The 11,572-nt window shown below is 70.7% G+C and carries 11 protein-coding genes; 4 read left to right on the top strand and 7 right to left on the bottom strand.

Features of this window, described 5'->3' with window-relative positions; genetic code table 11:
- The 3 genes from CCS38_RS18515 to CCS38_RS18505 all read left to right on the top strand — a co-directional run.
- The coding region (locus CCS38_RS18515) for an aldehyde dehydrogenase family protein (RefSeq protein ID WP_223734397.1) at nt 1–1,303 on the top strand (1,303 nt) is incomplete at its 5' end.
- Nucleotides 1,303–2,664 (top strand): UbiD family decarboxylase, encoded by a 1,362-nt coding sequence (locus CCS38_RS18510; protein ID WP_223734396.1) that lies wholly within the window; start codon nt 1,303–1,305, stop codon nt 2,662–2,664. The genes CCS38_RS18515 and CCS38_RS18510, both read left to right, overlap by 1 nt.
- A gap of 2 nt (nt 2,665–2,666) precedes the next feature.
- Entirely contained in the window at nt 2,667–3,290 is a 624-nt protein-coding gene (locus CCS38_RS18505; protein ID WP_223734395.1) for a UbiX family flavin prenyltransferase, read from the top strand.
- 132 nt (nt 3,291–3,422) lie between these two features.
- Here the strand turns inward: CCS38_RS18505 and CCS38_RS18500 are convergent, their stop codons facing one another.
- On the bottom strand, nt 3,423–3,728 hold the full coding sequence (locus CCS38_RS18500; RefSeq protein ID WP_223734394.1) for a putative quinol monooxygenase: 306 nt from the start codon (nt 3,726–3,728) through the stop codon (nt 3,423–3,425).
- 231 nt (nt 3,729–3,959) lie between these two features.
- On the opposite strand from CCS38_RS18500, the gene CCS38_RS18495 reads away from it, so the two are divergent.
- Nucleotides 3,960–5,108: a glutathione-independent formaldehyde dehydrogenase gene (locus CCS38_RS18495; RefSeq protein WP_223734393.1), complete on the top strand. Its 1,149-nt coding sequence runs from the start codon at nt 3,960–3,962 to the stop codon at nt 5,106–5,108.
- A 192-nt stretch (nt 5,109–5,300) separates the two neighbouring features.
- Here the strand turns inward: CCS38_RS18495 and CCS38_RS35850 are convergent, their stop codons facing one another.
- From CCS38_RS35850 to CCS38_RS18465, 6 genes are all read right to left on the bottom strand, one after another.
- Nucleotides 5,301–5,603, bottom strand: coding sequence for a hypothetical protein (locus CCS38_RS35850; protein ID WP_443742958.1), 303 nt, complete (start codon nt 5,601–5,603; stop codon nt 5,301–5,303).
- 135 nt (nt 5,604–5,738) lie between these two features.
- On the bottom strand, nt 5,739–6,659 hold the full coding sequence (locus tag CCS38_RS18485; protein ID WP_223734392.1) for a sugar phosphate isomerase/epimerase family protein: 921 nt from the start codon (nt 6,657–6,659) through the stop codon (nt 5,739–5,741).
- A complete protein-coding gene (locus CCS38_RS18480; RefSeq protein ID WP_223734391.1) occupies nt 6,656–7,735 on the bottom strand; it encodes a Gfo/Idh/MocA family protein in 1,080 nt (359 codons plus the stop codon). The genes CCS38_RS18485 and CCS38_RS18480 overlap by 4 nt, the downstream gene beginning before the upstream one ends.
- 52 nt (nt 7,736–7,787) lie before the next feature.
- Nucleotides 7,788–8,780, bottom strand: coding sequence for an ABC transporter permease (locus CCS38_RS18475; protein WP_223734390.1), 993 nt, complete (start codon nt 8,778–8,780; stop codon nt 7,788–7,790).
- A gap of 8 nt (nt 8,781–8,788) precedes the next feature.
- Nucleotides 8,789–10,339 (bottom strand): sugar ABC transporter ATP-binding protein, encoded by a 1,551-nt coding sequence (locus CCS38_RS18470; protein WP_223734389.1) that lies wholly within the window; start codon nt 10,337–10,339, stop codon nt 8,789–8,791.
- Nucleotides 10,336–11,544, bottom strand: a complete 1,209-nt coding sequence (locus CCS38_RS18465; RefSeq protein WP_223734388.1) for a levoglucosan dehydrogenase — start codon at nt 11,542–11,544, stop codon at nt 10,336–10,338. The genes CCS38_RS18470 and CCS38_RS18465 overlap by 4 nt, the downstream gene beginning before the upstream one ends.
- Nucleotides 11,545–11,572 lie beyond the last annotated feature (28 nt).

Here is an 11,572-nt window from a genome sequence, read left to right as displayed (position 1 = left end):
TGCCCGGGCCGCCGCGGCGGCCCGGCGCGGGAACTGGCCCGTGGACACCCGCCGGCGCCAGGCGCTGCTGTGGCGGTGGGCGGACGTGCTCGGCGAGCACACCGACGAACTCGTCCAGGCGCTGGTGACGGAGAGCGGCAAGCCGGTCCGGGAGGCCCGCCTCGAAGTGGCCGGAGCGGTCGAAGCACTCCGCTACAACGCCGGGCTCGCCCGTTCCATCGGTGGTCGGGCCGGCACGCTGCCCGACGGGTCCGAAGCCCACCTGGTGCGCGAACCGGTCGGCGTGACCGCGTTCATCGTGCCGTGGAACTGGCCACTGCTGCTGCTTTTCCGCGACCTGGCCCCGGCGCTCGCCGCGGGCGTGACCGCGCTGGTCAAGCCCGCCCCGCAGACCACGCTGGTCACCCGGCGGGCGCTGGAACTGGGCCGCACGGCAGGCATCGGCGACGACGTCGTGCAGCTCGTGGTGGGCGACGGCCTCGTCGGGGACGCCCTGGTCACCCATCCGCTGGTGCGAGCCGTCGCCTTCACCGGCTCCACCGCGATCGGGGCCGCGATCCGCGGCGCGGCGGCCCCGGACATGACCCGCACCCTGCTGGAACTGGGCGGCAAGGCGAGCATGGTGGTGTTCGCCGACGCCGACGTCGAGAAGGCGGCCGAGACCGCGGCCCGGGCCTCGGTGATCACCAGCGGGCAGATGTGCATGGCGTGCACCCGGCTCCTGGTACAGCGCCCGGTCTTCGAGCGTGCGCGTGATCGGGTGGTCGACGTCCTGCGCTCGCTCCGGCTCGGCGATCCCGCCGCCGAAGAGACGGACATGGGCCCGCTCATCTCCGCTCGCGCGCTCGACCGCTTCACCGGTTACGTGGACCTCGCACGGTCCACCGCGACCCTGCTGACCGGAGGGGAGCGCAGCAGCCCCGACGGGCTGCCGGGACACTTCGTGACCCCCGCCGCGGTGGCCGGCGTCGCGGTGGACTCGCCTCTCGTACAGGAGGACATCTTCGGCCCGCTGATCACCCTCGAACCCTTCGACGACGAGGACGGCGCAATCGAAGCGGCCAACGCCACCTCGTACGGGCTCGCCGCTTCGGTGTGGACCGGCGACGGCTCACGCGCCTGGCGCGTCGCGCGGTCGCTGCAGGCGGGGACGGTCTGGGTGGACGGCTACAACCGCTCGTACCCGGAGATGCCCAGTGGCGGCTACGGTTCCTCCGGCCTCGGCCGGACCCGCGGTGTCGAAGGGCTGGAACAGTTCACCGAGCTCAAGCACGTCCACTTCGCACTGCCCGAGGGGGAGTGATGGGCACGACCTGGCCGAAGCAGCCCGATCTGCGGGGCTGGCTGGCGCTGCTGGAGGAACGGGGCGAGCTGCGCAGGGTGAGCAGTGAGATCGACGCGGACCAGGACGTGGCCGCCGTACTGGAGCATGCCGACGGCCGCTACGCGGTGGCCTTCGACGCGGTGCGCGGCGCGAGGTACCCGCTCGTCGGCAACACGGTGCCCTCGCGCGGGCACTTCGCCCTGGCGCTGGGCTGCCCGGAGGGGGAGGTGGTCGACCGGCTCGCCGACGCCGTGCGCACCCCGCGCCCGTATGCGGTGATTGCGTCGGCGCAAGCGCCAGTGACCGCCCGGCACGATACGCAAGGCGACCTGCTCGGCGACCTTCCGCTGCCGGTGCAGCACGAACGCGACGCAGGCCGGTACTTCACCTCGGCGCTGATCGTGGCGCGCGATCCGCGCACCGGCAAGGCGAACCTGTCGATCAACCGGCTGCAGGTCACCGGGGACCGCGAGGTGCGCGCCCTCATGCTGCCGGGCAGGCTCCGGTCGATCTTCGCCGAGCACGAGGCGGCGGGGGAGGACCTGCCCGTCGCGCTCTGCGTGGGCGTCGATCCGCTGCTGACGCTGGCCTCGCAGTCGCCCGCGGCGGCCGACCTCGATGACCTGGAGGTTGCGAGCGCCCTGCATCCTGAGCGACTGGCCGTCACCTACGTGGAGGGGTTGGAGGTACCGGTGCCCGCCCGCGCGGAGATGGTACTCATCGGCACTTTCCGCGCGGGCCGGCGCGCGGACGAAGGGCCGTTCGGGGAGTACCCGCGCACCTACGGTCCGGGCGGGCCCGCCCCGGTGCTGGAGCTGTCCTCGCGCTGGTCACGAAAGAGCGCTGTGCTGCAGACGATTCTCTCCGGCGGTCGGGAGCACTTCTGGCTGGGCGGGCTGCCGCGCGAGGCGCGCCTGTTGCGGGCACTGCGGGCCGCGGGGATCGATGTGGCGGCCGTGCGGCTCACCGAGGGCGGGTCGTGCCGGATGCACGCGGTGATCTCCCTGCGCTCCCATGGAGGGGGCACGGCGCGGCATGCCGCGATGGCGACGTTCGCGGCGGTGACGACGGTGAAGCTCGCGGTGATCGTCGACGACGACGTGGACGTGTTCGACGACGAGCAGGTCGAGTGGGCGATCGCGACCCGGATGCAGGCCGACCGCGACCTGTTCGTGGTGGAGCGCACCACCGGCAGCAGCCTGGATCCCTCGGCACACGGCGGGACGACGGCGAAGCTCGGGATGGACGCGACCGTACCGGCCGGGGACCGCGAGAAGTTCGCCCGCATCCGCTCCACGTCCTCTTCCTTGCACCCCTACCTCGCCGAACTGGAGGGCTGATCATGGACCGGGAGGGTTTCCCACCCCGGGTGATCGTGGGGGTCTCCGGAGCGTCCGGAGCGATGTATGGGGTCCGCGCCTTGGAGCTGCTCTCCCAACTGGGGGTGGAGACCCATCTGGTCCTCACCAAGGCGGCCAGGGCGACGCTGACCCAGGAGACCGACGTGACCGTGGCCGACGTGCGGGCGCGCGCCGACCACCTGCATGCCGAGCACGACCTGGGCGCGGCGATTTCGAGCGGCTCGTTCCCGGTGGACGGGATGCTGGTGGCGCCGTGCAGCGTGAAGACGCTGTCCGGCATCGCCAACGGCTACGACGACAATCTGCTCGTGCGCGCCGCTGACGTCACCTTGAAGGAACGCCGCCCGCTCGTCCTGCTGGTGCGCGAGACTCCCCTTCATGCCGGGCACCTGCGGCTGATGACGCAGGCGACGGAGGCGGGCGCGACCATCATGCCGCCGGTGCCCGCCTTCTACACCCGCCCCGCCTCACTGGACGAAGTGGTCACCCAGACGGTCGGCCGGGCACTGGACCACCTGCGCCTGCCGCACCCGGTGACGGTGCGGTGGGGTCGGGAGCGCAGGAGCCGGAAGGTCTTTGAGGTTCGGCGCGAGCGTCTTCGCTGAGCGCGCCGGGCCTCCGGCCGTACGGGCGGTGACCGTGCAGCACGGTGGGCGGTACATGGTGACCTCCGTGTGCGGTGCGGCGTGTGCGTGCCGACCATCCCGTCACCTGTGCGACCTTGCGCGTACTGGTCTTCAGGGGAGTTTGTGGGCGAGGACGTCGAGTTGCTCGACGGAAGGTGGCTGGGCGAACAGTTCGCCGGCTCGTTCCATCAGGGCGCTGCCCAGGCGGCCGGCGAGGTGGGCCTGGCGTGCGTCGTCGTCGGGGAAGGCGTCGAAGATGGCGAAGGTGGACGGGCTCAGGCGCACGGCGAACCAGGCGACGGTGCCGGGCTCCTCCTGCACGATGGCCAGGCCCGCGCGCAGGAAGGCGGCGACCTCTTCCTCCTTGCCGGGCCGGGCCTCGACCCGTACGTGCAGCGCGACGTTGATGTCGGTCATGAGGGGGCTCCTTTTGCCGATGCGCGGCCGCCCGGCAGCGGCCGGGCACCGAAGTGACCAGTTGGCGTCGAACGGGTCTCCTGCACGGCCGCATCGATACCTCGTTATCCTATCTTGCCCCATTTCGTGGGTGTGAGAGCGTGTATGTGTGGGTTTGTTCGGTGGCCGCACCGTGCTACTGCAGCACCCACCTCCGAAGCAGGCTCAGCATCTGCCGAGAGAGGGATACCGATGAAGGCTCTCGTATACGACGGGCCGCGTGAGGTACACGTGAAGGACGTGCCGGATGCGCGTGTCGAGCGTCCGACGGACGTCCTGGTGAAGATCACCACGACGAACATCTGCGGGTCGGACCTGCACATGTATGAAGGCCGTACCGACATGGAGACCGGCCGCGTCCTCGGTCACGAGAACATGGGCGAGGTCGTCGAGGTCGGGGCCGGCGTGGACAAGGTACGGGTCGGCGACATGGTCAGTCTGCCGTTCAACATCTCCTGCGGCTTCTGCCGCAACTGCGAGCACGGGCTGACCGCCTTCTGCCTGACCACACCGGACGACCCGACGATGGCGGGCGCGGCGTACGGCTTCGCCGGCATGGGCCCCTACAGCGGCGGTCAGGCCGAGTACCTGCGCGTCCCCTACGGCGACCACAACTGCCTGGTGCTGCCCGAGGACGCGCGCGAGCGGCAGGCCGACTACGCGATGCTCTCCGACATCTTCCCCACCGGCTGGCACTGCACCCAGCTGGCGTGCGTGCAGCCCGGGGACTCTGTCGTGATCTACGGTGCCGGCCCGGTCGGCCTGATGGCCGCACTCTCGGCGATCCTCAAGAGCGCCTCCCAGGTCATGGTCGTCGACCGTCAGCCGGACCGGCTGGCCCTGGCCGAACAGATCGGTGCGATCCCCGTCGACGACTCCAAGGGCTCGCCGATCGATCAGGTCAACGAGCTCACCAACGGCGCCGGCGCGGACCGCGGTTGTGAGTGCGTCGGTTACCAGGCCCACGACGCCTCGGGGCACGAACACCCCAACCAGACGCTGAACAACCTGGTGCAGTCGGTGAAGGCCACCGGCACCATCGGTGTGGTCGGCGTCTTCGTCCCGCAGGACCCCGGAAGCCCCAGCAGGTTGTACGAGGACGGCGAAGTCGCCTTCGACTACGGCCACTTCTGGTTCAAGGGCCAGTCCATGGGCACCGGGCAGGCCAACGTCAAGGCCTACAACCGGCAGCTGTGCAAACTGATCGAGCAGGGCAAGGCCGAGCCGTCCTGGATCGTCTCCCACGAACTGCCGCTGGATGAAGCCCCCGAGGGCTACCAGCACTTCGACCAGCGCGACGACGGCTGGACCAAGGTTCTCCTCCACCCCGTCACCAGCTGACCCGCCGCCCGGAGCCCATGACCCGGGAACCGACTTCAGCAAGGCGGTCGCACCATGGCCGAGGAACTGAAGGGCAAAGGTCGCCATCCTCGCGGCCGACGGCGTCGAGCGGGGGGGGAACGTGAGGAACCGCGCGGCGCACTGCACGGCGCGGGGCGCGGACCGAACTGCTCTCGCTGCACACCGGCGAGATCAACGCCCGCCAGAGCGACATAACCCGGCCGGCGCCTTCGCCGACGCCTCACCTCCTGGCCCAGCATCCGCACCGACCTGCGCAACGCCGGCGCCGCCGACGACCTCCTCGTCGGCGACGTCGGCGAGGAGGTCGTCGTCGACCGCCAACTCATCAGCAGCCGCGGCCCCCAGGATCTGCCCGCCTTCTGCAACGCCGTCGTCGACCGCCTGGCCGAAGCACTCCAGCCCGCCTGAGCAGCCCGGCGTGCAGTCCCGCTGACCCGATACGGCCACCGCACGGCAGTCGGCCTCGGCCGCCACGGGCCTTCGGCCAGCGGGAAACCGGAAAAGCCGTCTTCGGAGGGCAGCCCGAGCCCTTTCATGGCGCGTGCGCGCTGCCCAACCGACGTGCCGTCTTCTCCGTGGCGCAGGCTGCCCCGATCAAAAAGGGGGCGTTCAGGCGACGACCAGCGGCCGCAGTGTGCGGTGGGCGATCCGCAGGCCGGTGAGGATGCGGTCCTCCGTCCCGCCCCAGACCGGGTCCTCGTGTTCGACGGACAGCACGCCGTCGAACCCGCCCTCGTACAAGACGTCGACGATCCGCTGCCAGTCCACCTGGCCCAGGCCCGGCACGCGGTAGCGCCACCAGCCGGTGTCCCAGGGGTCCGGCCGGTTCACCGCACGGCCGGGGTAGCCGTAGTGGTTGCGGCGCTCGGGGAACAATTCGATGTCCTTGGCCTGGGCGTGCGCGACGCGCTCGACGTAGGGGCGCAGGGCCTCGACGGGGTCGATGCCCATCCACATCAGGTGGGAGGGGTCGAAATTCAGGTAGAGCCCGAGGGAGAACATCCACTCCCACAGCTCGGGCGAGTAGGCGAGGTTGCCCGGGTAGCCGTCGGGGTGCCAGCCCTCCATGACGCAGTTCTCGATGACCAGCTTGACCCCGGCGTCGTCCGCATGCCGGACCAGGTCGGGGAAGATCGCCTCGGCCTCGCGCAGGTTCTCGGCGACGGTCTTGCCCGGGTGGCGGCCGATGAACGTCCCGACGGTGGGCACCCCCAGCAGTCGCGCGGCGTCGATGCACGCGTGCACGTGCGCGTTGATTGCGGCGCGCTCGGCCGGGTCCGGGTGCAGGTTGTTGTCATAGAAGGCCAGCGAGGAGATTTCCAGGCCCTGCTCCGCCAGCCGTCCCACCGTCTCCTGTGCCCGGTCCTTCGTGATGGCCGCGGCGTCGAGGTGACAGGCGGTGAACGGCCGGTCGGCCAGCTTCGGCCAGGCCGCGACCTCCAGTGCTTGGTATCCCTGCCGCTGCGCGAAGGAGGCGATGTCCTCCAGCGAGCGCCCGGGCAGGCAGGCGGTGAGAAATCCGAGCTTCACGAGGTGACCTCCACCCATGTTTCCTTCGCGGATGATTCCAGCACGGCGCGGGTGAGGGCCGCGGCGCGCAGCCCGTCCTTCAGGGTCGGCAGCCCGTCGGGAGCCTCGCCCGTGAACGCCGTGTAGGCGTCCTTGACGAACGCGGCGAAGCTGTCGAGGTATCCCTGCGGATGGCCGGGCGGAACGGTGCTGTAGGCAGCGGCCCCGGCCGACTGTGTGGCCGTTCCCCGGTGCAGGACGCGGTTCTCCTCGCGCCCGCCGACCCAGAGGGTGTCCGGGAGCTCCTGGTCGAAGACGTAGGCTGCGTCGCTGCTGTCCACCGACAGCCACAGCCGGTTCTTGCGCCCGGGCGAGACCTGGCTGGCCACGACGCTTCCGGTGGCGCCCCGGTCGGTTTCGAAGACGAGTACTGCCGCGTCCTCCGTCTCCACGGTGACGCCGCCCCGCTGCGGGTGTACCACGGACGTGGTGGCCAGCAGGCGGCGGATGCGGTGTCCGGTGGTGAACTCCGCCAGGTCGCACCAGTGGACCCCGATGTCGGCGAAGGTCCGCGAGGGCCCGCCGTCTTCGGGTGCCGTCCGCCAGTTCGTGTCCTCCGGGCGCGACATCCAGTCCTGGAGGTACGAGCCGTGGACCAGGTGCACGGGTGCCGCGTCCGGGGCGCGCAGGCGCGCGCGGGCCTCGCGGACCGTCGGGTAGAAGCGGTAGACGAACGGAACGGCGGTCACCCGGCCGGACTCTCCTACGGCTGCGGCGAGTTCTTGTTCCTCGCTCTCGTCGACGCAGACGGGCTTCTCGCAGATCACGTGCTTGCCGGCGGCCAGGGCCCGCAGGGTCAGCGGGGCGTGCAGGCGGTTGGGGGTGCAGATGTGCACCACGTCGATACGGTCGGAGGCGATCAGGGCCTCGGCACTTTCGTAGGCTTCGGCGGCGCCGAGTTCGGCCGCTGCTCTGTGGGCCTGACCTGGTGCCGCGGTGGCCCCGGCGATCACGTGGCCCAGGTTGCGGACCGACCGGGCGTGGACGCCGCCGATGAATCCGGCGCCGATGATCCCGGCGCGCAGGGGCTGTGTCATGTCGTGCTCCCAATGCTGGTCGCCGCGCCCATGAGGCGAGGGGCGGCTGCGGTCACTTTCGGCGGGCCAGGGCCACGGCGACGATGATGATGAGACCGCGGATGATCTTCTGCTGGCTGACGTCGAGTCCGGCCAGTACCAGTCCGTTGTTGATGACGCCGATCAGCAGCGAGCCGAAGACTGCGCCGACGACGCTGCCGCGCCCGCCGAACAGGCTGGTGCCGCCGAGGATGACGGCTGCGATGACGGAGAGTTCGTCGCCGTCGCCCCACTGGTAGCGCCCTGACTCCAGCCGCCCGGCGTAGAGCATGCCGGCCAGCGAGGCGGCGAGTGCGGAGCCCATGAGGACCAGGAAGCGGATCCTGCGGGTGTCGATGCCGGTGTACTCCGCGGCGGTCGGGTTGCCGCCGGTGGCGAGCACCTGCCGGCCGAAGCGGGTCTTGTTCAGAACGACGGCTCCGACGGCGGCGATGGCAAGGACCCACAGCAGCAGTGACGGGACGGGGCCGAGGGACCCGCCGCCGAAGAGGGCGTTGAAGGTGTCGTTGATGACCGGCTGCGGCGCCGACGCGGTGACCCACATGGCGACGCCCGTGGCCACGCCCATCATGCCCAGCGTGACGAGGAAGGAGGGGATGCGGGCGACGGCGACGAGTCCGCCGTTGATCGCGCCGACCACCAGGCCGGTGGCGATGCCGGTGGCGATGCCGGCCACCAGGCCCCACTGGGCGATCGCCATGGCGGCGAACACGCTGGACAGGCCCGCGACGGCGCCGACCGACAGGTCGATCTCCGCTGCGGCGATGACGTAGGTCACCGCCACCGCCATCACGGAGATCATGGCGGTCTGCCGGAAGATGTTGAGCAGATTGGTTCCGGTGGTGAACCCGTCGTCGTGCAGCAGCACGGCGAACAGTGCGTAGACGGCGACGAATCCGATGTAGATCACATACCGGCGCCAGTCCCGCAGCGACGCTATCGGCGCTCTGCGGGCCCGCTCCTTCTGCGGGGGTCCCCCGGCCGGGGAGACGAGTGTTTGGGACATGGTTGAGCTCATACTCCTTGGATGGCCAACTGGAGTGACTCCTCGTCGGCGATGTCGCGGCGGGGGATGTCGCTCTCGATGCCGCCCCCGCGCAGGATCAGCACCCGGTCGCTGACCGCGAGCAGTTCGGAGAGTTCGGAGGAGATGATGATGACGGCCTTGCCGGAGTCGGCCAGGGCCCGGATCAATTCGACGATCTCCTGTTTGGTGCCGATGTCGACGCCTGCCGTCGGTTCGTCCAGGATCAGCAGCCGCGGGTCGGTGCCCACCCACTTGCCGATGACGACTTTCTGCTGGTTGCCACCGGACAGGGTCCGTACCGCGCTCTCCGCGCAGGCGCCCCGGACCTGAAGGCGCTCGAGCAGGTCGGCCGCGGTGCGCCGGCCGCGCCGGTCGTCGACCAGCCCGCCCCGGCGCAGCCCGTCCAGCTGCGGGAGCAGCAGGTTGTGCCGGATCGAGTGGTCGAGGACGAGGCCCTGGGCGCGGCGGTCCTCGGGGACCAGCGCGAGTCCTGCGGCCATGGCGCTTCGGGGGTTGCGGATGGGTACCGGCTCGCCGTCGAGGAGGATCTCACCGGCGTCCGCCGGGTCGACCCCGAACAGCGTCCGGGCCAGCTCGGTGCGCCCGGAGCCCATCAGCCCGGCCAGGCCGAGGATCTCCCCGCGGTGCACGGTGAACGACACATCCCGCACCCGTGCCCCGCAGGTCAGCCCGCGCACCTCCAGCAGCGGCGTGCCGGTGCGGTCCACGGCGCGTTCGGTCCACTGCAGGGCGTTCTCCAGCCGGCGGCCGATGATGGCTTCGACGATGTCGTCGGGTTGGAGGTCGCGCACCGGGGCCGTCAGCGCGCGCCGGCCGTCGCGCAGCACGGTGATCCGGTCGGTGATCCGGTAGATCTCCTCCATCCGGTGGCTGATGTAGATGACCGACATGCCGCGGTCGGTCAGCCGGCGGATGAGCGCGAACAGCGCCTCGGTCTCGTGCGCGGAGAGGCTGGCCGTCGGCTCGTCCATGATCAGGACGCGGGCGTCCTGGGCCAGTGCCTTGGCGATCTCGGTCAGCTGCCAGTAGGCGGTGCTCAGCGACTCGACCTCGGCACCCGGGTCGAGATCCACGCCCATCAGGGCGAGGACCTCGTGCGCTCGGGCGGTCATGGCGGTGTCGTCGATGAGCCCGCCGCGGCGGCGCGGCTCCCGGCCCAGGAAGATGTTCTGGGCCACTGTCAGCGACGGGACCAGGCTGAACTCCTGGAAGACCATGCCGATCCCGGCCCGCTGGGCGTCCCGGGTGGAACCGATGTCCACCACCTCGCCCGCGACGCGGATCCGGCCGGCGTCGGCCCGGTGCACGCCCTGGAGGATCTTCATCAGCGTGGACTTGCCCGCGCCGTTCTCCCCGGCGAGCGCGTGGACCTCGCCCGGGCACAGTTCGAAGTCGACGCCGTCGAGGACGGTGACCGGGCCGAACCGCTTGATGATCCCCGTCATCTCGACCGCGGCGGCCCCGGCCGCGGGCGCGGCCACAGGGGCCGTCTCCTGCGCGAAGCGCCCTGCGTTCACCGCGTCCCGCCTCCCGTGGCGCCGCCCACGGAGCGGTCCAGGGGCGTGATCTCGACCCACTGCGACTTCGCCGCGGACTCCTGGATGGCGTCGGCGATCTTCTCGATCTGGTAGCCGTCGCCGAAGTCCGGGGAGACGGGGGTGCCTTCGACGATGGCCTTGAACAGCTCGTACGCCTCGATGATCTTCGTTTCGCCGTAGCCGATACCGAGGGCGGGGATGGGCCACAGGGCCTCGCCGTACGGGTGGTTGGGGCCGGTGTAGACGGTACGGAAGCCGCGCCGGTCGGCCGGGTCGTCGGAGAAGCAGACCTGGAGCTCGTCGCGGCGCTCGTAGTTGAACACCAGGGAACCGCGGGTGCCGTGGATCTCGAAGGTGAGGAAGTTGTTGCGCCCGTGGGCGTTGCGGGTGGCCTCCAGCGAGCCGATCGCCCCGCCGGCGAACTTCAGCAGGGTGATGACCTCGTCGTCCACGTCCACCGGGCCGCGTTCGGCGTCGGCGCGGCTGACTGCGGCGCCCAGCTTGTCCACGCCCCCGGTCTGAAGGGGCCGGTCCGGCACCCAGGTCTTGAGGAGCGAGCTGACTCCGGCGATCTCGCCCACGAGGTAGCGGGCGATGTCCACGACATGGGTGGCGATGTCGCCGAGGGAGCCGGAGCCCGCGATGGCCTTCTGGAAGCGCCACGACAGCGGGGAGTCGGGGTCGGCGGACCAGTCCTGGAGGTAGGTGCCGCGGAAGTTGAGGATGTCGCCGATCGCGCCCTCCTCGATGTACTTCTTGGCGAGCGCGACCGCCGGAGTGCGGCGGTAGCTGAACGCCACCATGTTGACGACCCCGGCGCGCTGCGCGGCCTCGTAGACCGGGCGAGCCTCCTCGGCGCCGCGGGCGAGTGGCTTCTCGCTGATGATGTGCTTGCCGGCCTCCGCCGCGGCGATCGCGATCTCGGCGTGCAGGTGGTTGGGGGTGGCGATGTCGACCACGTCGATCTCGGGGTCCTCGATCACCGTGCGCCAGTCACTCGCATGCTTCTCGAAGCCGAAGCGGGCCGCGCCCTCGGCCGCGAGCTCCTCGCTCACATCGACGAGCGTCTTGCGGACGGGGCGGGCCGGGGCGGGCCAGAAGAACATGGGCATCGAGGCGTAGGCGAGGGAGTGGGCCTTCGCCATGAAGCCGCCTCCGATGATGGCGACGTTGATGTCTCGCATGGCGCTGTTCCTTTCAGCGTTCAGATGT

Source organism: Streptomyces purpurogeneiscleroticus, assembly GCF_020024005.1.
In the GTDB taxonomy this organism is placed as follows: Bacteria; Actinomycetota; Actinomycetes; order Streptomycetales; family Streptomycetaceae; genus Streptomyces; species Streptomyces purpurogeneiscleroticus.
This window is presented reverse-complemented; position numbering and strand designations above follow the sequence as displayed.

Coding starts and splice junctions, on each gene's coding strand:
- CCS38_RS18475 (WP_223734390.1), bottom strand. CDS start 8,780: ATGTCCCAAACACTCGTCTCCCCGGCCGGGGGACCCCCGCAGAAGGAG.
- CCS38_RS18495 (WP_223734393.1), top strand. CDS start 3,960: ATGAAGGCTCTCGTATACGACGGGCCGCGTGAGGTACACGTGAAGGAC.
- CCS38_RS18500 (WP_223734394.1), bottom strand. CDS start 3,728: ATGACCGACATCAACGTCGCGCTGCACGTACGGGTCGAGGCCCGGCCC.
- CCS38_RS18510 (WP_223734396.1), top strand. CDS start 1,303: ATGGGCACGACCTGGCCGAAGCAGCCCGATCTGCGGGGCTGGCTGGCG.
- CCS38_RS18480 (WP_223734391.1), bottom strand. CDS start 7,735: ATGACACAGCCCCTGCGCGCCGGGATCATCGGCGCCGGATTCATCGGC.
- CCS38_RS18465 (WP_223734388.1), bottom strand. CDS start 11,544: ATGCGAGACATCAACGTCGCCATCATCGGAGGCGGCTTCATGGCGAAG.
- CCS38_RS18505 (WP_223734395.1), top strand. CDS start 2,667: ATGGACCGGGAGGGTTTCCCACCCCGGGTGATCGTGGGGGTCTCCGGA.